Source organism: Burkholderia sp. Ac-20344, from assembly GCF_017104975.1.
Taxonomy (GTDB): Bacteria; Pseudomonadota; Gammaproteobacteria; order Burkholderiales; family Burkholderiaceae; genus Burkholderia.
On record NZ_JAAGPP010000093.1, the window covers coordinates 1 to 18834 of the forward strand.

Consider the following 18834-nt stretch of genomic DNA (forward strand, 5'->3'; position numbering starts at 1 on the left):
TGTCATGTCGAGCTGGCTGAACGACTGAATCTGGACATCTGGTTCGCAGATCCCTACGCCCCTTGGCAACGGGGCAGCAACGAAAATACCAACGGCCTGCTGCGCCAGTTTCTGCCCAAGGGGGCCGCCCTGTCAGGCGTCACCCAGATGCAATTGAACGACATTGCCAAACTGATGAACGGCCGCCCTCGCCAAACCCTCAACTGGAAAACCCCTGAAGATGCTATGGCGATGGAATTGGCTGCCGCCGGATTGGCTAAACGTTGCACTTGATTCTTGAGACCACCCTTGAAACAACCAGAAGACCAGCTGCACCGCGGGCTGGAAGAGCGGCACATCAACCTGATGGCGCTCGGCGCGACGATCGGCGTCGGCCTGTTCCTCGGCTCGGCCACCGCGATCCGCGTCGCCGGCCCGGCCATCCTGCTGACCTACCTGCTGGGCGGCATCGCGATCTTCCTGATCATGCGTGCGCTCGGCGAGATGGCGATCGCCAATCCGGTCGCCGGCGCGTTCAGCCGCTATGCGCGCGACTACCTCGGCCCGCTCGCCGGCTACCTGACCGGCTGGACCTACTGGTTCGTGTGGATCGTCACCTGCATGGCGGAAATCACGGCGGTCGGTGTCTACATGCACATGTGGTTCCCCGGCATACCGAACTGGATCTGGGCGCTCGCGGCGCTCATGGCGATGGGCTCGGTGAACTTCATCGCGGTCAAGCTGTACGGTGAATTCGAGTTCTGGTTCGCGCTGATCAAGATCGTCACGATCGTGCTGATGATCATCGGCGGCGGGCTGATGATCGCGTTCGGCATCGGCAACGGCGGTGTCGCGATCGGCATCTCGAACCTGTGGGCGCACGGCGGTTTCATGCCGAACGGCATCGACGGCGTGATCGCCGCGTTGCCGATCGTGATGTTCGCGTATCTCGGCGTCGAGATGCTCGGCCTCACCGCCGGCGAGGCGCGCAACCCGGAGAAGTCGCTGACGAAGGCCGTGAACTCGGTGTTCTGGCGCGTGCTGATTTTCTACATCGGCGCGCTGTTCGTCATCATGTCGCTCTATCCGTGGGACCAGATCGGCACGCAGGGCAGCCCGTTCGTGATGACGTTCTCGCGGCTCGGCATCCCGGCCGCCGCCGGCATCATCAACTTCGTCGTGCTGACCGCGGCGCTGTCGTCGTGCAACAGCGGCCTGTTCAGCACCGCGCGGATGCTCTACAACCTCGCGCAGCAGGGCCAGGCACCGGGCAAGCTCGGCAAGGTCAACCGCAACGGCGTGCCGGTGTACGGCGTGATCGTGTCGGTCGCGCTGCTGCTGATCGGCGTGCTGCTCAACTATCTTGCGCCGCAGCACGTGTTCACGTGGCTCACGTCGGTGTCGACGTTCGGCGCGATCTGGACGTGGTGCGTGATCCTGATTGCGCAGATGCGCTTTCGCCGCACGCTGTCGGCCGACAAGGTCGCGCGCCTGCCGATCCGCGTGCCGTTCTATCCGCTCGGTTCGTTCGTCGCGCTCGGTTTTCTCGTGCTGGTCGTCGTGCTGATGGCGTTCACGCCCGACACGCGCGTCGCGCTCGTGATCGGGCCGGTGTGGATCGTGCTGCTCGGCATCGCGTACGCGCTGTTCTACGCGAACCGTCCGGCGGCATCGGTGCCGACGAAGTCGTAAGCGGCACGGGCAGGGGCCTGCGCGAATCTTGATCGCGATCATGCGCACGCGGGCCGGACGATCTATGCTGAACGAATCGATTGTCCGCGCTTCGCGTGGCAACCCGCCGATCCCCGCGACCGCGGCGGCTGTCCGGCCGCCGCGGGCCGCTTCCGCGCGAAGCCCCCGTCGTCGTTCCGCGACGACGGGCACGCTCGGAGGTCTTCGCCATGCAGCCTGCCCCGCCCATCCCGACGCTTGCGCGGATCGCGCTGGCCGTCGATCCCACGCCGGAGTCGCTATCGGCCGCGCGCTACGCGCGCACGCTGCTGCGTCCCGGCATGCGATTGCGCATCGTCTGCGCAATCGACAACCCGCGCCTCGTATTGCCCGACATCCCGCGCATCGACGCGCTGCTGACGTCCGCGCGCGAGGACCTGATGCGCGAAGCGCAAGCCATCAACGAGCGGATCGCGGCACTGTTCGACGACAGCGGCATCGAGGTCGAGCAGGCCGTCATCGATACGTCGGTGACGGGCGGCTCGGTGGCCGATGCCCTGGTGAACGACACGTCGGCATGGCGCGCGGATGTGCTGATCGTCGGTGCGAATCCGCATCACGGGTTGCTGCGGCTCGTCGAAGGCGCGATGTCGGACACGTTGACGACGCGCGCGCACTGCGCGCTGCTGATCGTGCCGGCTGCCTATGCGCGGCCGGCGGGCGGCGGCCTGCAGCGGCTGATGTTCGCGGTCGACGGCAGCGAGCCGTCGCTGCACGCGGTGCGCGTCGGGCTCGGCTTCGCAGCGCCGACGACGTTGCTGTACGCGGCCTACGTGATCGATCGCGCGGTTCGTCTGACGGATATCGTGCCGGTGCGCGCGCTCGAGGATGCCTACCGCGCGGAGGGCGAGGATGCGCTCGCGAAGATCGGCCCGCTGTTCCATGCGACCGGGAACCCGACCAAGCGCAGTGTCGTCGAAACCCGCCCGACCAGCGACGACGTGGCCCATGCGCTGATGCGCGACGCCGTGCACTGGCGTGCCGAATTGCTGGTGGTCGGCACGCACGGCCGGCGCGGCATTGCCGCCTGGCTGATCGGCAGCGTCGCGCGCCGCGTTGCGCATCTCGCAGAGGTGCCCGTGCTGCTCGTGCGCGGTACCGAGTAAATCGCGCGGTGTCGAGATCGAAGCAGGCTTGGGTTGACCTGCATCAGAAGCGGCGCGTGGATCGCGTGCGACATTGACGGAACATCCGGCGATGCGGCCGGTCTGTCGTGCACGTATTGCGCAGCCATACCGCCACGCGAGTGTCCAAGGCTGCGATCGACGGTGCATTCACTGTCGTCACACCCATTTCCGGAGCCGCGACGTGCGATACACGGCGCGCCATCCGACCGAGAACTCTCTGGCACGAGGGTAGGCCGCCGACGGCTGCCTTGGAGGACGGGCGGGGTGCAGCCACCCCGTCCGCTTTCCTCGTTCGTGTTGTCGTTGGCCCCGTCTGGATTGCTTTCCCCGCAGGAATCGTCGTCATCGCGGCCGTGTCGAACGGCGCGTCGTGATGCGTGATGGCGCGCGGTGGCGCCGATGTGGATCGGTGATGGTCACGGCATGCACGCCGCTGCCGCCCAGGCACGGCGTGCGGCAGGCGCCGCCGACGTTGCGCGGTGCGCAGCCGTTACATGGCCCCCGTGCCGGGCAACGGCGGCTTGCACGTTCAGGTGGAGCGAAGCATCGACCGCAGATCGTGCCGCCGGCCTGCGCCGCGGCGCACCCGCTGGCGCTGGCGCGCGACATGCAGCGGCGCGCATGCGCTGCACGTGCGGTGGCGCAGGCGGTTGGCGTGCGGCCAGCCGGGGCGTGCCTTGCGGCGTGGCTCCACCTCGGCCGGCGCGTCCGGAGCGGCCCGCGCGCAGAGTGCCGCGGCGAACCGTTGCAACGCGAGAACCGAGCCCGCGACGCTCTGGTACTTTTCGCGGCCGATCTGCCCGTCGAGCGTGACGAGCAACCCGGCTTCGCGTGCGAGCGCAAGCAAGGTGTCGATATTGTCGGACGGACGGTTGCCGGCCGGCACGGCCCGGGCGGGCAGGGCGCGCGCGTTGCCCGACGCGCGCCGCTGGCCGTCCCGGCCCGGTAAGTTGCGAAGTGCCATGGTTGGTCTCCTGCGCCAGGCCCCGCATGCCGGCTCGACGGCCGGCTGAGCGATGACCTGTATGAACGTTTCGTCCATGCCCACAGTATCGTGTGGCGCCCGTGCGCTGCCAAGCAGCGCGCGCTGAAGTCGCTGTCAGGGAATGCGCGGCGCGTATCGGAATCCGCTGACACGCACGGCGACCGATCGGCCGTTCCGGCGGCGATCCGGCACGTTCGTTCCGACGAATGGGTAGCACGTGGCAGACGTCGCTTGACGCATGATTTCGGCCGGTCTAAGTTCGTGACTGCATCGGCGTCGGGCAGCGTTCCATCGTTCGCCCGTCGCCAGGTGCCGCGCCCCGGGGTGGCGTGGCAGGACTTCCAGTCTCGTTCGCGGGCAGTTTGCGCCGCGGACATGACGCCGCCGGTTCGGGGACGGATCGGCACGGCGGCACGCAACGTGCCGTTGATCGCGCGCAAACACACGCCGGCGCATCGCACGCCGCGCGGCCGTTCAGTCTTTAAGCTTCCGGTAACGCCTTCTTTTCGTTCCTCGACCGTCAGGAGTCCGTCGATGTCCAAGGACAATTTGCTCGAATCACTCAAGGAAGCCGCCAAACAGCGCGCGATCGGTTCGGATCAGTTGCGTGCGATGCTCGACGACGAAGTGCGCGCATTGTCGTTCGACGCGCGGGTGCACGACTACATCCATGTGTTCGCGATCCGGCACCTGCGCGAACGCATGCGTCAGCAGGACGATCTCGACAGCGACACGCGCGCCGATGCGGGGGCCCCGGAAGCCGATCCGCGTCCGAGCCATCGTCTGTGACGGGCGAGCGCCGCGGCTGACGCCGCGGACGTGACACGGTCCGTCATCGGGCCAGGGCCGGATCCTGATCGGCGGTCATGCTCCGTCGGCGACAAACCGGCCCGTCTCAACGCTGTTCTGATCCCCGTGCCCACCAATTGCCGATGCCGTCGCCGCGTCCTGTGGCGGCGTGCGCGCACGGCGACGGCCGGCGCGGTCATCCCGACAAATTCATGACAAACGCCTTGCGTTTTGTCATGCGTTTCACCGAATTGTCACAGCGGCCTCAAGTAAGCGTCGCGATTGCCGTTTACCCGGTGAATTCGTCCACCGGGCGTTCGCGCTCCCTTACCGAGTCGTTGCCATGTTCTCGTCCATCCGCGCCCGCATCCTCACCGCGTGCGTTGCCATCGTCGCATTCGCGCTGGTCGCCACCACGCTCATCAACTACTTCATCGCGCGCTCGTACAACGACGACGCGATCGACCGCAACCTGACCTCCGTCGCCAGCGGCCATGTGGTCGGGATCGCCGACTGGGTCGCCACCCGGAGCCGGATGATCGCGTCGCTGCAGGATGCTGCGCTGACGCCCGATCCGCTGCCGGTGTTCAAGCAGATGGCCACGGCCGGCGGCTTCACGAACGTCTACGCGGGCTACGCCGACAAGGCGTTCCACTTCTCCGACCCGACCGGCATTCCGCCGGACTACGATCCGACCGGCCGCCCGTGGTACAAGCAGGCCGCGCAGGCCGGCAAGCCGGTCGTCACGCCGCCTTACGTCGATGCCGGCACGGGCAACCTCGTCGTCACGTTCGCGGTGCCGATCCTGCGCGACGGCGCGCTGAAGGGCGTCGTCGCCGCGGACGTCTCGATGGACACCGTGATCGCGAACGTGAAGTCGATTCACCCGACGCCGGCGAGCTTCGGGATGTTGATCGACAGCAACGGCCATGTGGTTGCGCACCCGGACGCGAAGCTCACGCTGAAGCCGGTCGCCGACGTGTCGCCCGAACTCGGCGCGACGAACGGCGCGACGATCGCGGCCGCGACCGCACCGGTCGAGGTGAGCGTCGGCGGCGACGCGAAGCTGGTGCGCGCGCGTCCCGTGCCGGGCACCGATTGGTACGCGCTGGTGCTGCTCGACAAGAGCGAAGCGACGGCCGGGATGCGCTCGCTGCTGACCGCTTCGCTGATCACGCTGCTCGTGATCGTCGCGGTCGCGTCGCTGATCATCGGCGCGATCACCGCGACCGCATTTCGCCGCCTGTCGCAAGTGCGCCAGGCCATGGCCGCGATCGGCTCGGGCGCGGGCGACCTGACGCAGCGCCTGCCGGCCGACGGCCGCGACGAAGTGGCCGACATCGCACGCTCGTTCAACAGCTTCATCGACAAGCTGAACGACGTGATGCGCCAGATCCGCGATGCGAGCGAATCGGTGCGCACGGCCGCGAACGAGATCGCGGCGGGCAACCAGGACCTGTCGTCGCGCACCGAATCGGCGGCGGCGAGCCTCGAGGAAACGGCCGCATCGATGGAAGAGATCACCGCGACGGTCGGCCAGTCGGCGGCCGCCGCGGGCCAGGCCGACGAACGCGCGGCGGCTGCGTCGCGGATCGCGTCGCACGGCGGCGTGGTCGTGTCGGACGTCGTCGCGACGATGGAGAAGATCGAGGAAGCATCGGGCCGGATCGGCGACATCATCGGCGTGATCGACGGGATCGCGTTCCAGACCAACATCCTCGCGCTGAACGCGGCCGTCGAAGCGGCGCGCGCGGGCGAGCAGGGCCGCGGCTTCGCGGTCGTCGCGCAGGAAGTGCGCAGCCTCGCGCAACGCAGCGCGCAGGCCGCACGCGAAGTGAAGGTGCTGGTGGAATCGACGGTCGCGAGCGTGTCGGCCGGGTCCGGGCAGGTGCGTCAGGCCGGCGACACGATGCGCGAGATCGTCTCCAACGTGTCGAACGTGACGACGATCATCTCCGAGATCACGCACGCGGCGAACGAGCAGACGCGCGGCATCCAGGAAGTGAATCGCGCGGTCACCCAGCTCGACGAAATGGTGCAGCAGAACGCGGCGCTCGTCGAACAGTCGACTGCCGCCGCGACCGCGCTGCAATCGCAGGCGAACGCACTGGCGACGACGGTCGGGCGGTTCAAGGTCGCATGACGCGGCTTGCGGGAAACACGGCCGCGCCGCTCAGGAGCGGCCGTTGTCGCGCATCAGCGCGAGCCGGTTGTAGAGCGTTTTCAGGCTGATCCCGAGCGCCTTCGCGGCGCGCGGCTTGTTGCCGTCGAAGTGGTGCAGCGTTGCCGCGATGAAGCGCTGCTGCGCATGGTGCAGCGTCGCGCCGAGCGGCAGCGCCATCGTGTTTTCGGACAGGCGCTCGGGCGGCATCGCCGGCTTCGGCAGCGTGACGTCGATGCCTTCGTCCGACAGGATGTACGCGCGCTCGATCGTGTTGTGCAGTTCGCGGACGTTGCCGGGCCACGAATACGCACGCAGCGCGGCGATCGCCGAGTCGGTCAGCCGCTTGTGCGCATGGTGCCGCGCATTGAGTGCGTCGACGAATTCCAGCGCGATCGTCTCGATGTCGCTGTCGCGCTGGCGCAGCGGCGGCACGTACAGCGCAAACGCGGCGAGGCGGTAGAACAGGTCCTCGCGCAGCCGGCCGTCGCGCACGGCTTCGGCCGGGTTGTGGCGCGTGGCCGACACGATGCGCACGTCGAGCGGAATCGGCTCGGTGCCGCCCACCCGGACGATCGCATTCGATTCGATTGCCCGCAGCAGCTTCACCTGCAGCGCTGCGGGCATTTCCGCGATCTCGTCAAGCAGCAGCGTGCCGCCGCGCGCGGCTTCGAAGAAACCTTCCCGTTGCGCAATCGCGCCGGTGAAGCTGCCTTTCTCGTGCCCGAACAATTGCGATTCCGCGATATCGGGCGGGATCGCGCCGCAGTTCACGGGGACGAACGGGCCGTCCCGCCGGGCACTGAGATCGTGCAGCCGGCGCGCGACGATGTCCTTGCCGACCCCGCTTTCGCCGGCAATCATCACGCTGGCGCGGGTCGACGCAATTTTCTCGATGCGGCCGAGCAGCGTGCGCATCGCAGAGGACCGGCCGGACAACCGGCGGCCGTCTGCACGCTGCTTCGACCGGTTTGCGGTTTCTCCCATCGGCGTTAGCGGGCCGTTTTGAAAATCGGCATCACGCGTTCCGTTGATTGCAATATTTATCATTGACAGCGAAACGGCCACGAAGGTGCCGCAAAATAGGAATTTCCAATGTGCGCGGCAGGGGCGGAAGGCACAGGCCATCGATTCCTGACACGAATCCCGGCACTTCTGCGCCATTCAGGGTCGTATCGGTGCTTTTTTACAGTATTCCCATGAAAAAGCCGGTTGCGGGCCCAGGTGCGTCGAGGCGGCCCGCGACACCGGACGATGCGCGACGGGACCCAGCCCCCGTCCAGCGGGGCCGCCAGGCAGCCGGGTAGCCGGCACGGCGCACCATCCGGCCATCCACGGCCTGCATCGGGCATGTCGTTTGCGTATGTCACCACGCCCGCCCGGCACGCTCGACGGCAGGCCGGATGGTCGACCCGCGGCATGACGCCGCGCGACCGGAGCCGGCGCGAGGCAAGGATGCAATGAGGACCCTGACCCGTGAGCTGTTACGGCAGGGTGCATGGATCGTGCTGGCCGTCGGCGTGGCGTCCGCGCTCCAGGCGTGGGCAGTTCGCGTCGTCGGCGAGCACGCGCCATTTGCGCCGCTGCCTTTTTATGCAGGCGTTGCGGCTGCCGCATGGCTGACGTCGTTCGGCGGCGGCCTGGTGGCGGCCGCCGCGAGCGTGGCCGTGATCGGTGTGCTGTGGTGGCACGATGCGCCGCTGGCCACGCTGCTCGAGCAGGCCGGCGCCTTCGTCGCGATCAGCTTCGTCGAGTGCGTACTCGTGATGGCCGTAAAGCCGCTGCTTGCGAACGATCGTCTGCGCGAATCCGATGACGGCGACGACGCCGATGCTCGCGAGCCGGCGTCCGCCGCACGCGTCCCCGTACCCGTACCCGACGACGGCCTGCTGCGCCGCGTGGTCGACGCTTCGCCCGATGCGATCGTCGGGGTCGATGCCGCACGCCGGATCACGAGCTGGAATCCGGCCGCGCAACGGATCTTCGGCATCGACGCGGCGCAGGCCACCGGGCGCGATATCGCCGCGATGATTTCGCCGCGCTGGTTGCGGCGCCATCCGTTGCCTGCATCGTTCGCGAACCTGTGTGCGCCGGTCGGTCCGCTCGACGCGCTGTGCGTGCGACGCGACGGCGGCCGTTTTCGTGCGAGCTTCGCCGCGTCGCCGATCGTCGATGCGCAGGGCAACTGCACGGGCCTGTCGATGACGCTGCGCGACGCGCACGAACGGCGCCGTGGCGAACGGCGCAACCTGCGCTCGCTGCGCGGCGCGCGCGACGCACGCGCGCAGGCCGACACGTCGAACCGGTTGAAGGACGAACTGCTCGCCACGGTGTCGCACGAGCTGCGCACGCCGCTGAACGTGATCTACGGCTGGGTCGAGGTTCTGCGCAACGTCGACGGCCAGGGGCTCGCGCAACAGGCGGTCGACGCGATCGATCGCAGCGCGCGGTCGCTGTCGCACATGGTGGCCGATCTGCTCGACGCGTCGTCGCTCGCGACGGGCCGGTTGCGCCTCGAGCGCGTGCCGGTCGATCTCGTGCGGATCGTGCGCGATGCCACGCGTGAGCTCGATGCGACGGCGCAGGCAAGCGGGCTCGAGCTGTCGACCCAATACGAGATGTCGACCTGCGTGATTCCGGCGGACCGCGAGCGCGTGCGCCAGGTTCTGTCGAACCTGTTGTCGAATGCGATCAAGTTCACGCCACCGGGCGGCCGCATCGTCGTGTCGCTGGCCCGCGCGGGCGAGCGCGTGCGGCTGTCGGTCGCCGATACGGGGCAGGGTATTGCGCCGGAATACCTGCCGCACCTGTTCGAGACGTTCAGCCGGCCCGAACGCGCGTTCGCGTCGCCGAAACGCGGCCTCGGACTCGGTTTGTCGATCGTGCACGACATCGCGCAACTGCATGGCGGCGAGGTCGCCGCGACGAGCGCCGGCCCCGGGCGCGGGACGATCGTCACGGTCACGCTGCCGGCCGGCTGGGACGTCGACGATCCGGCCGAGAACCTGCTGCTCGCGGCGGGCACACCGGACACTGTGACGCTCGATGGCCGGCGCGTGCTCGTCGTCGACGATGATGCGACCTCGCGCGCGAGCCTCGCCGCGGCACTCGAAACGATGGGCGCGCAGGTATCGACCGCGCAATCGGGACACGACGCGCTCGACGTGGTGGAACGGCATGCGCCGAACGTCGTGCTGTCGGATCTTGCGATGCCGGACGGCGACGGCTTCTGGCTGCTCGACCGTATCCGTCATTTGCCGGGCGACAGCGGGCATCTGCCCGTCGTCGCGGTCACGGCGCACGCCGGCAACGCCGACCGGCACCGCGTGATGGCGGCCGGCTTCGACGCGTACCTGCGCAAGCCGGTGGACATGCCGACGCTGGCGAGCGTGATCGCCGATGTCGCGCCGGACGCTGCGCACGATCGGAAACCACGCGGCCGGTAGGAGCCGGCGCCGCCGCGCGCCCGGTCATCCACGAGGAAAGGAGGCGCGATGGACGCAACCGAAAGCACGCGGCACGACGGCAAGCGCGGCTGGCCGGCTTGCCTGGCGCGCATGCCGTCGGTCGTGTCGGCCGCGATGCTCCTGATGCTGTCGTGTGCGTGGATCGCGACGCCCCGCGACGTATCGGCCGAGGAGGGTGTCGGAGCGGCGCTCTCGAGCCCGGCGTCACCCGCTTCGTCGGCGCAGGTCGCGCCGGGCGTCATCCGTCCCGGCCCAACCGCCGACGAGGCTGCCATGACGCAGCGGCCGACGGGAATCGATGTCGAGTTCGTCGACAAGGCCGGCATGATCGGCAAGGTGGCACGGCAGGCCAGCCAGCTCGCGCTCGACCGCTCGTCGAACCCGGACGTGAAGGCGTTCGCGCGCCGCATGGTCGACGATCATGGACGGATCGCCGGCGAATTGCGGCGGCTTGGCGCGGCCAAGGGCGTACCGGTCCAGTCGCGGATGCTCGTCGATCCGGCCGTGATGGCGTTGCGAACCAAGGAGGGCCATGCGTTCGACACGGCCTATGTCGCGGTGGCGGGCCCGCGCGCGCATGAAGCGGCGATCCGGCTCTACGAAGGAGAGGCGCGCAACGGCCGCGATCCGCAGCTCCGCGCGTTCGCGGCCAAATTGTTGCCGATGCTGAACGCGCATCTGGCCGCGGCCCGGCAACTCGCGCAGACGGTGGCGGCCGAGCGCTGAGCGGCGACCGCGTTACTGCTTGCCGCCGTCAGGGCCGCCCGGCGACGCCTCATACGGCGGTGAGTCGAGCGCCGTTTCGCCTTCCTCGATCAGCCAGTACGGCGCACTGCCGTAGTACGCATGCAGCGCCTCGGCCCAGTCCGGATCGGCCATCGCCGGCCAGCGGTTCCGGTCGAAGCCGGGGGCGTCGCGCACGCGCGCGGTGGCGACGGGCAGCACGAAGCATTGGCGCTCGACGTCGAGCACGAGCACGTTCCACGGCACCGCGAGCAGCTTGTCGCCAATCCCCGGCAGGCCGCCCGACGACACGACCGCATACGCGATCCGGCCGGCGCGCACGTCGAGCATGATGTCGGTGACTTCGCCGATGTCGTCGCCGTCGATCGTCAGCACGCGATCGCCCTCGAGCGTGCGGGCGGCCATCACGTCGGGCCCCGGCCCGGCGCCGGCCGTGCGGCGGTTGGCGCCGACGATGTGCATGTCGTCGCGCGACGGTCTGTCCGTTGTCATCGAACACCTCCTGGTCGAAGCGGTACCCGGGCGGGCCACGCGACATGAGCGGGCGCCGGTCAGCGCCGGCGCGGCAGCGACACGTCCTCGAGCGTATTGGCCAGCTCGTCGCGCTCGGGGCCGCCGGCGCGCGTCGCGATGTCGCCGAGCGACACGATGCCGACCAGCCGCCGGTTGCGGTCGAGCACCGGCAACCGATGCAACTGCACGTCGGCCATCCGCTGCTGGACGTCGCCGACGCCGTCGTCTTCGACGCACCACTGCACGGGCCTGGACGCGACCGCCTGCACGGGCGTATCGAACGCATGGCCGTGCGACAGTCCGCGCACCGCGAGGTCGCGGTCGGTCACGATCGCGACGAGTTCGGGGCCGTCGCAAACGGGCAGCACACCGATATCGAAGCGCTGCATCAGTTCCGCCGCATGGCGGATCGTGTCGGTCGGCGCGACGCACACCACGTCGCGCGACATGATCTCGGTGACGCGATACATGAACGCCTCCTTCGTGAACGATACGATTCGGGAGCAGATAGCGTGCCGCGCGCGGGAGGCCCGCGCCGGGCCTCGACAGCCAGGCGACGGAGAAATTTGCCAGCGCGCTTGTACATCTTCCACGGCGGCAACCGCGCACGGGCGGCGCAGGGCGTCAGTGGCCGATGCCCGTCATCGCGACGATCGCGAGCACCACCGCGCTTTCGATCGCCGCCAGCGCAGCGACGCCGGCGGCGCCGCTGATTTCATGCCATCTGCGTTCAAGGCGTTTCATCAGATCAACTCCGGATTGCTCCGGCGCGCCGCTGCGCCGCCGCGCAGCACGGGCCGGGTGCCGCCGTCAGCCGTGATCGCGGGGCGGGGAAGGGATGTGCGGCGGGCGGCGTTCGTGCTCGCCGGACGGCTTGGCAGGATCGATACGGGTCGCGCCGCCAACGGCGGGCGGGTCGCTGGCCGGAAACGTCTCCTCGAGTCCCTCGTCGATGCGCTCCTCCGTCTTGTCTTTGGACGGCGGGCGCGACGTGGCGAGCCAGCGCAGTCCGGCAACCGATGACACGGCGTCGTGGCGGCCGGTAGCGTGAACGGTCATGGTCGAACCTCCTTGGTCATGGATGCAGGCGCACGCGTCGTGCCTGCGCGGGGCAGACGGCACGACGCGTGCGCGTCGGTGAAACCCGACGGGACGCAGGGCAGTAACGCGCGCCGTCGGCGTGGACAAGCGGGCATCGTGATGAATGCATCCAGGAAAAGGATACGTTACGACGCGAACGTATGCGGCGGCGATTTCTCCCGCGTGCGCGAGCGTTGCGACACGTGGAAGCGTGAGTCGCCGGTTTATCGGCCCGAGCGGCGCATGCGGGGCGGCAAGGACGAGGTACGCGAGCTGTACGACACCTTCGACGACGGCCCCGAGCGCGCGCTCGTCGCCGAATCCGCGCCGTCGGATCGATTCGCGCTCGCGGGCTGGCTGACCGCTGAGGGGCGCACGATGCGGCGGGTGACGGCGGCTACGATGACCGAGCGCAGCCATCGCGTCCGACCGGAGCAGACAACCGGGGCGCGCGGCGCGGCAGTGGGCACGCCGCTTGCACACGGTAGCCGCGCCATCGAGATGCGCGCGCCGTCACGCAGGAGAAACATGAAGACGTCATTCACGCTGCACCGCCCCGAGCCGACGACGCCCGACGTCGATCCGGACCCGACGCCCCCCGGGCGCGACGATCCCGTCGATCCGCCCGTGCCCGAAGGGCTGCCGCACGGCGACCCGCCGTCGCACCCGCCGCCGATGCGGATGCCGGCAGGAAGCAGTGCACACAACCGTCCGCGCGAATACTGAAAAGGAGGACCCTCATGGACATTCACGTGCAATCGCCAGACAAGCGCGCGATCGCTCAGGTGCTGGGCCGCTATTTCGAATCGCGCTCGTTGCGCTATCACATCGAGGAATTGCCGGGCGGCGTGCTGCAGATCGGCTTTCGCGCCAGCGGCCGCCCGGTTGCCGTCACCGTGTCGTTCGACGATGCCGCGTACGACACCTATACGCACTGGGACGCGAGCCAGAAGCAGCTCGCGCTCGGACGGCTCGCCGACGGCTTCTCGCGGATGATGTCGACGCGCAGCCCGGCCGCGCTGGCCGGCGACTATCACGTCGAGCGATTCTGATTCCATCACGCTGCACCGGACGATCCCGGCGTACGGCAAAGTGCCCGCGCGCAGCGGGCGCTTTGCGTCTCCCGCGCGCGTCGCGTAGGATGTCCGTTAATTCAGCGCACGCTACGTTCGCGCCGCAGGCTGCCAGACGCTGCAGCCGAAGAGGCGCAATGCGCTTTCCTTCAGGTTCGTTTCGCGCAACCGACGGGGACTGCCTTGATGACCGCTGCTCGCCCTTTGCTGTCGCCCGGCGCACGCCGGTTCGTTTCCGGCGTGTCGGCCTGCGCGGCGCTCGCCGCGGCCGGCGCCCGCGACGCGTCGGCCCAGACGCCTTCGCCGCTCGGCGAATGGCAATACTCGGCGGGTATGCCGCTCCAAAAACTGTACGACCCGAACATCTCCACCTGGGATATCAGCGTGGGCGCCGCGATGACGCTGCAGCCGCGCTATGCGGGCTCCGACCGCTATCGCGTGATGGGCGGCCCGAATCTCAACATCCGCTATCGCGACCTGTTCTTCCTGTCGACGGGCGAGGGGCTCGGCGCGAACGTGCTGCGCGGGCCGAACTGGCGCGTGAGCCTGTCCGTCGGTTACGACCTCGGGCGCCGTTCGGCCGACGATATCCAGCACCTGAACGGCCTCGACAACATCAACGCGGCACCGGTGATGAAACTGGCGGCCGATTACGTGATCTCGAAGGAATTTCCGCTCGTGCTGCGTGCGGATATCCGGCGCAGCATCGGCGGCTCGAACGGCTGGGTCGGCGATTTCTCCGCATACCTGCCGATGCCGGGCAGCAACGAGCATTTCTTCTGGTTCGCGGGGCCGACCGTGTCGTTCGCCGATTCGCGCTACATGAACAGCTGGTTCGGCGTGAACCAGGGCGCCGCCGCGCGCTCGGGGCTGCCGGCCTATTCGTCGGGGGCCGGGATCAAGTCGTTCGGCGCCGGCGTGACGGTGGCCTGGTTCGTGAACAAGCACTGGTTCGTCACGATCGACGGCGCGATCGAGCAGCTCGTCGGCCGCGCCGCGCGCAGCCCGATCACGCAGCAGTCGACCAACGGCGTGTTCGACATGTCGGTGAATTACCAGTTCTGATCGGGGCCGGGCAGCCAGGCGGGACGATGGGCGTGCGGCATTTTCCGTCACATTTGATATGATTCCGACCTGTACAAATGTACAGTGATCGATCACCGTGACGCCTGCTTCGCCGACGCCCCCGGCGTTTTACTACCTGACCAATTTCGAACGCGCGCTGGCTTGGCTCGGCGAGCGTTACGACGACCTGTTCGACGTGCACGAGCACGCGTTCGTCCGGCAGTTCGCGACGCTGCCGCAGGCGTCGCGCGCGCTGCTCGTGCGGATGCTGATGCGCAACGGGTCCGACTTCCGCGCCAGCAAGCTCGTGTACGACGAAATCGGCTGCCCGCTCGACGCGGCCGCGCCGCTCGTCGAACTCGGCTGGGTCGATCCGGCGCCCGCGCTGACGCTCGACGAACTGTTCGCGCTGTCGACCAAGGCCGATCTGCTGCGCATCTTCCCGGCACTTGCCGCGCATGCGGGCGAGCGCAAGCCCGAATGGCTCGAACGGCTGCGGCCCGCGCACGACGTCGCGCAACCGCTCGATGCGTGGTGCGCGCAGGCCGGCGACCGCGTGCTGCGCGTGACGATCGGCGCGCTGTGCGACCGGCTGCGCCTGATGTTCTTCGGCAATCTCCATCAGGACCGGAGCGAGTTCGTGCTCGCCGATCTCGGCGTGTTCCAGTACGAAAGCGTGCCGATCGCACCGTCGTCGCGCGCGTTCCAGCAGCGCGGCGACGTCGACACGTATCTCGCGCTGCAGATGTGCCGCGATGCGCTCGACGCATGGCCCGACGATCTGCCGTTCGACGACCTGATGCGCGCGATCGACGCGGTCGGCTGTGCCCAGCCGTGGCTCGCGACGCGTCGCGCGAAGCTGTTGTTCGCGCTCGGGCAGACCTGCGAACGCCGGGCCGACTGGGCCGCCGCGCTCGATGCGTATGCGCGCAGCGCATGGCCCGGCAGCCGCCATCGGCGCATCCGCGTGCTCGAACGCTGCGGGCGCGACGACGATGCGCTCGCGCTGGCGCTCGATGCCCGCGGCGGCTTCGAGAGCGACGAGGAGCGCCAGCGTGTCGAGCGCATGCTGCCGCGGCTGCAGCGCCGGCTCGGCCAGCGCGTCGAACGTGCGGCCGCGGCGGCGGACGTACCGCGCGAAACGCTCGTGCTCGCGCGCCCCGATGCGTTCGTCAGTGTCGAATTCGCGGTGCGCGACCATCTCGCGCAACCGGCTTCGCCGGTCCATTACGTCGAAAACACGCTGATCAACTCGCTGTTCGGGCTGCTGTGCTGGGAGCCCGTGTTCGCGGCGGTGCCCGGTGCGTTCTTCCACCCGTTCCAGCGCGGCCCGGCCGACCTGCACGCGCCCGATTTCGCCGCGCGCCGTGCGGACGCGTTCGCCGCGTGCTTCGCGCAACTCGATTCGGGCGCCTATCGCGACACGATCCGCCGGCATTTTGCGACGAAGGCGGGGCTGCAATCGCCGTTCGTGTTCTGGGGTGTGCTGAGCGATGCACTGCTCGACGAGGCGCTCGCGTGCCTGCCGCCCGAGCACTTGCGGCTGTGGTTCACGCGACTGCTCGCGGATATCCGCAGCAACCGGTCGGGGCTACCCGATCTCGTCCGCTTCTGGCCCGGCGAGCGGCGCTACGAACTGATCGAGGTGAAAGGCCCCGGCGACCGGCTGCAGGACAACCAGACGCGCTGGCTCGCGTACTGCATCGCGCACGGCATCCCGGTGCGCGTGATCGATGTCGAGTGGGCCGGCGAGGGCGTCGCGCACGCCGAAGCGGCGGGACTGTCCGCATGAGCTACGTCGTCGCGGTGCGGGCGATGTGCGAGTTCACCGCGCGACGCGGCGATCTCGACCTGCGCTTCACGCCCGCGCCGACCGCGCTCGAAGGCATCGCCGGCCACGGCGCGGTCACGTCGAACCGCGGCGCACGCTACGAAACCGAGATCGCGCTGACGAGCACGTGGGGCACGCTCACCGTGCGCGGCCGCGCGGACGGCTACGACCCGGTGGCGAACCGCCTCGAGGAAATCAAGACCTATCGCGGCAGCCTCGATACGATGCCGGCCAACCACCGCGCGCTGCACTGGGCGCAGGCGAAGGTCTACGCGCACCTGATGTGCGACGCACGCGGCCTCCAGGAAATCGACGTCGCGCTCGTCTATTTCGACATCGTGTCCGAGCGCGAGACGGTGCTGACGCAAACGCTGGGGGCGGCAGAGCTCGCGACGTTCTTCGCCGAGCAGTGCGCGTGCTTCGTCGGCTGGGCCGAACGCGAGACGGCCCATCGTGCTGCGCGCGATGCGGCGCTGCGCGCGCTCGCGTTTCCGCACGGGCAGTTCCGCAGCGGCCAGCGCGAACTGGCGGTGGCCGCCTATCGTGCGGCGCGCGACGAGCGCTGCCTGATGGCGCAGGCGCCGACCGGCATCGGCAAGACGCTCGGCACCGTGTTCCCGCTGCTGAAGGCCTGCGGCGAGGGCGAGCTCGACCACGTGTACTTCCTGACCGCGAAAACGCCCGGCCGCGCGCTGGCGCTCGAAGCAGCGACGACGCTCGGCGCCGGCACGCCCGCGCTGCCGCTGCGCGTGCTGGAACTCGTCGCGCGCGACAAGGCGTGCGAGCATCCGGACAGCGCATGCCACGGCGAGTCGTGCCCGCTCGCGAAGGGCTTCTACGACCGGCTGCCGGCCGCGCGCGATGCGGCGATCGAGGCCGGGCTGCTCGATCGCGATACCGTGCGTGCGGCGGCGCTCGCAAATGACGTCTGCCCGTACTATCTGTCGCAAGAGCTCGCGCGCTGGTCCGACATGGTGATCGGCGACTACAACTACTACTACGACGGCAGCGCGATGCTGCACACGCTCGCGCAGCAGAACCAGTGGCGCGTCGGCGTGCTCGTCGACGAAGCGCACAACTTGCTCGATCGCGCGCGCAAGATGTACAGCGCGTCGCTCGATCCGTTTGCCTTCACGGCCGCGCGCGAGGCCGCGCCCGCAGCGCTGCGCAAGGCGTTCGACCGGCTTGCCCGCGCCTGGGGCACGATCAATCGCGCGCAGGCCGAACGCTATGCCGCGTATCCGGAGATACCGGGCCCGATCGTGTCGGCGGTGCAGAACCTCGTCGCGGCGATCGGCGAACACCTGGCCGACGCGCCGCGCGCGAACGGCGACGCACTGTTGCGGTTTCATTTCGAGGCGATCCAGTTCGGCGTGCTTGCCGACGCGTTCGACAGCGCGTCGATCTTCGACGCGACGCTGCACGGCGAACCGATGCCACGCCAGCCGGCGCTCGACGGTGTTGGGTCGGCCGGCCGCCGGCGCCGCGTCCAGTCGACGCTGTGCGTGCGCAACGTGATTCCGGCCGGTTTTCTCGCGCCGCGCTACGAAGCCGCGTGCGCGACCGTGCTGTTCTCAGGCACGCTGAGCCCGTTTCATTTCTACCGCGACACGCTCGGGTTGCCGGGCGACACGGGCTGGCTCGACGTCAACGGGCCGTTCCGCGCCGAGCAACTGACGGTGCGCGTCGCGAGCCACGTGTCGACGCGCTGGCGCGACCGCGACCGTTCGCTCGAACCGATCGTCGACCTGATCGCCGCACAATACGCGACGCGACCCGGCAACTACCTCGGCTTCCTGAGCAGCTTCGACTACCTGGGGCGCGTGGTCGCGCTGATGCAGGCGCGGCATCCGGACGTGCCCGTCTGGGCGCAGGCGCCCGGCATGGCCGAAAGCGAGCGCGACGCGTTCCTCGCGCGCTTCGACGCGGGCGGGCGCGGCGTCGGCTTCGCGGTGCTGGGCGGGGCGTTCTCGGAAGGCGTGGACCTGGTCGGCGAGCGGCTGATCGGCGCGTTCATCGCGACGCTCGGGCTGCCGCAGGTCAACGACGTCAACGAGCAGATGCGGCGTGCGATGGAGGCGCGCTTCGGCAACGGCTATGACTACATGTACCTGTATCCGGGCTTGCAGAAGGTCGTGCAGGCGGCCGGGCGCGTGATCCGCACCGAGCACGACGAAGGCGTCGTGCATCTGATCGACGACCGTTACCGGCGGCGCGAAGTACGCGATCTGCTGCCGCGGTGGTGGCGAATCGGGTGACGGTGACGCTGCGCGGCCCGTTCCGGCGCGC

General features: G+C 69.0%; 16 protein-coding genes and 1 pseudogene. 12 read left to right on the forward strand and 5 right to left on the reverse strand.

Features of this window, described 5'->3' with window-relative positions; translation table 11 throughout:
* The 3 genes from G3N64_RS25095 to G3N64_RS25105 all read left to right on the forward strand — a co-directional run.
* Positions 1-273 (forward strand): IS30 family transposase (locus G3N64_RS25095; protein ID WP_205786315.1); only part of this gene is annotated, 273 nt, incomplete at its 5' end.
* A 15-nt stretch (positions 274-288) separates the two neighbouring features.
* Positions 289-1671 (forward strand): amino acid permease, encoded by a 1383-nt coding sequence (locus tag G3N64_RS25100; protein ID WP_205786316.1) that lies wholly within the window; start codon positions 289-291, stop codon positions 1669-1671.
* A gap of 209 nt (positions 1672-1880) precedes the next feature.
* Positions 1881-2816 (forward strand): universal stress protein, encoded by a 936-nt coding sequence (locus tag G3N64_RS25105; RefSeq protein ID WP_205786317.1) that lies wholly within the window; start codon positions 1881-1883, stop codon positions 2814-2816.
* A 550-nt stretch (positions 2817-3366) separates the two neighbouring features.
* Here the strand turns inward: G3N64_RS25105 and G3N64_RS25110 are convergent.
* On the reverse strand, positions 3367-3801 hold the full coding sequence (locus G3N64_RS25110; protein WP_205786318.1) for a hypothetical protein: 435 nt from the start codon (positions 3799-3801) through the stop codon (positions 3367-3369).
* A gap of 555 nt (positions 3802-4356) precedes the next feature.
* On the opposite strand from G3N64_RS25110, the gene G3N64_RS25115 reads away from it, so the two are divergent.
* Entirely contained in the window at positions 4357-4611 is a 255-nt protein-coding gene (locus tag G3N64_RS25115; RefSeq protein ID WP_205786343.1) for a DUF3562 domain-containing protein, read from the forward strand.
* A 343-nt stretch (positions 4612-4954) separates the two neighbouring features.
* Positions 4955-6754 carry a methyl-accepting chemotaxis protein gene (locus G3N64_RS25120; RefSeq protein ID WP_205786319.1) on the forward strand — a complete coding sequence of 600 codons (1800 nt, stop codon included), beginning with the start codon at positions 4955-4957 and terminating at the stop codon, positions 6752-6754.
* A gap of 30 nt (positions 6755-6784) precedes the next feature.
* Here G3N64_RS25120 and G3N64_RS25125 read toward each other — a convergent pair whose 3' ends face one another.
* Positions 6785-7822, reverse strand: coding sequence for a sigma-54 dependent transcriptional regulator (locus G3N64_RS25125; RefSeq protein WP_205786320.1), 1038 nt, complete (start codon positions 7820-7822; stop codon positions 6785-6787).
* A gap of 410 nt (positions 7823-8232) precedes the next feature.
* Here G3N64_RS25125 and G3N64_RS25130 point away from each other — a divergent pair, with 410 nt between their 5' ends.
* Positions 8233-10218, forward strand: a complete 1986-nt coding sequence (locus tag G3N64_RS25130) for an ATP-binding protein (RefSeq protein ID WP_205786321.1) — start codon at positions 8233-8235, stop codon at positions 10216-10218.
* Positions 10219-10362: 144 nt separating this feature from the next.
* Positions 10363-10965 carry a DUF4142 domain-containing protein gene (locus G3N64_RS25135; protein ID WP_241021196.1) on the forward strand — a complete coding sequence of 201 codons (603 nt, stop codon included), beginning with the start codon at positions 10363-10365 and terminating at the stop codon, positions 10963-10965.
* Between the two features lie 12 nt (positions 10966-10977).
* On the opposite strand, the gene G3N64_RS25140 is transcribed toward G3N64_RS25135, so the two are convergent.
* The 3 genes from G3N64_RS25140 to G3N64_RS25150 all read right to left on the reverse strand — a co-directional run bounded on the left by G3N64_RS25140 (position 10978) and on the right by G3N64_RS25150 (position 12555).
* Positions 10978-11475, reverse strand: coding sequence for a PRC-barrel domain-containing protein (locus tag G3N64_RS25140; RefSeq protein WP_205786322.1), 498 nt, complete (start codon positions 11473-11475; stop codon positions 10978-10980).
* A gap of 59 nt (positions 11476-11534) precedes the next feature.
* Positions 11535-11966 (reverse strand): CBS domain-containing protein, encoded by a 432-nt coding sequence (locus G3N64_RS25145; protein WP_205786323.1) that lies wholly within the window; start codon positions 11964-11966, stop codon positions 11535-11537.
* A gap of 340 nt (positions 11967-12306) precedes the next feature.
* On the reverse strand, positions 12307-12555 hold the full coding sequence (locus G3N64_RS25150) for a hypothetical protein (protein ID WP_205786324.1): 249 nt from the start codon (positions 12553-12555) through the stop codon (positions 12307-12309).
* Positions 12556-12696: 141 nt separating this feature from the next.
* On the opposite strand from G3N64_RS25150, the pseudogene G3N64_RS25155 reads away from it, so the two are divergent.
* The 5 genes and pseudogenes from G3N64_RS25155 to G3N64_RS25180 form a co-directional block, all read left to right on the forward strand.
* A pseudogene (locus tag G3N64_RS25155) lies at positions 12697-12975 on the forward strand (hypothetical protein); the annotation flags it as partial.
* A gap of 341 nt (positions 12976-13316) precedes the next feature.
* Positions 13317-13628, forward strand: a complete 312-nt coding sequence (locus G3N64_RS25165; protein WP_041492268.1) for a hypothetical protein — start codon at positions 13317-13319, stop codon at positions 13626-13628.
* Between the two features lie 207 nt (positions 13629-13835).
* Complete coding sequence (locus tag G3N64_RS25170; protein WP_205786325.1) at positions 13836-14714, forward strand: MipA/OmpV family protein; 879 nt, start codon at positions 13836-13838, stop codon at positions 14712-14714.
* 97 nt (positions 14715-14811) lie between these two features.
* A complete protein-coding gene (locus G3N64_RS25175; RefSeq protein ID WP_205786326.1) occupies positions 14812-16506 on the forward strand; it encodes a VRR-NUC domain-containing protein in 1695 nt (564 codons plus the stop codon).
* The gene (locus G3N64_RS25180; protein WP_205786327.1) at positions 16503-18803 is read left to right on the forward strand and encodes an ATP-dependent DNA helicase; all 2301 of its coding nucleotides are present in this window, start codon (positions 16503-16505) and stop codon (positions 18801-18803) included. The genes G3N64_RS25175 and G3N64_RS25180 overlap by 4 nt, the downstream gene beginning before the upstream one ends.
* Positions 18804-18834: the final 31 nt, after the last annotated feature.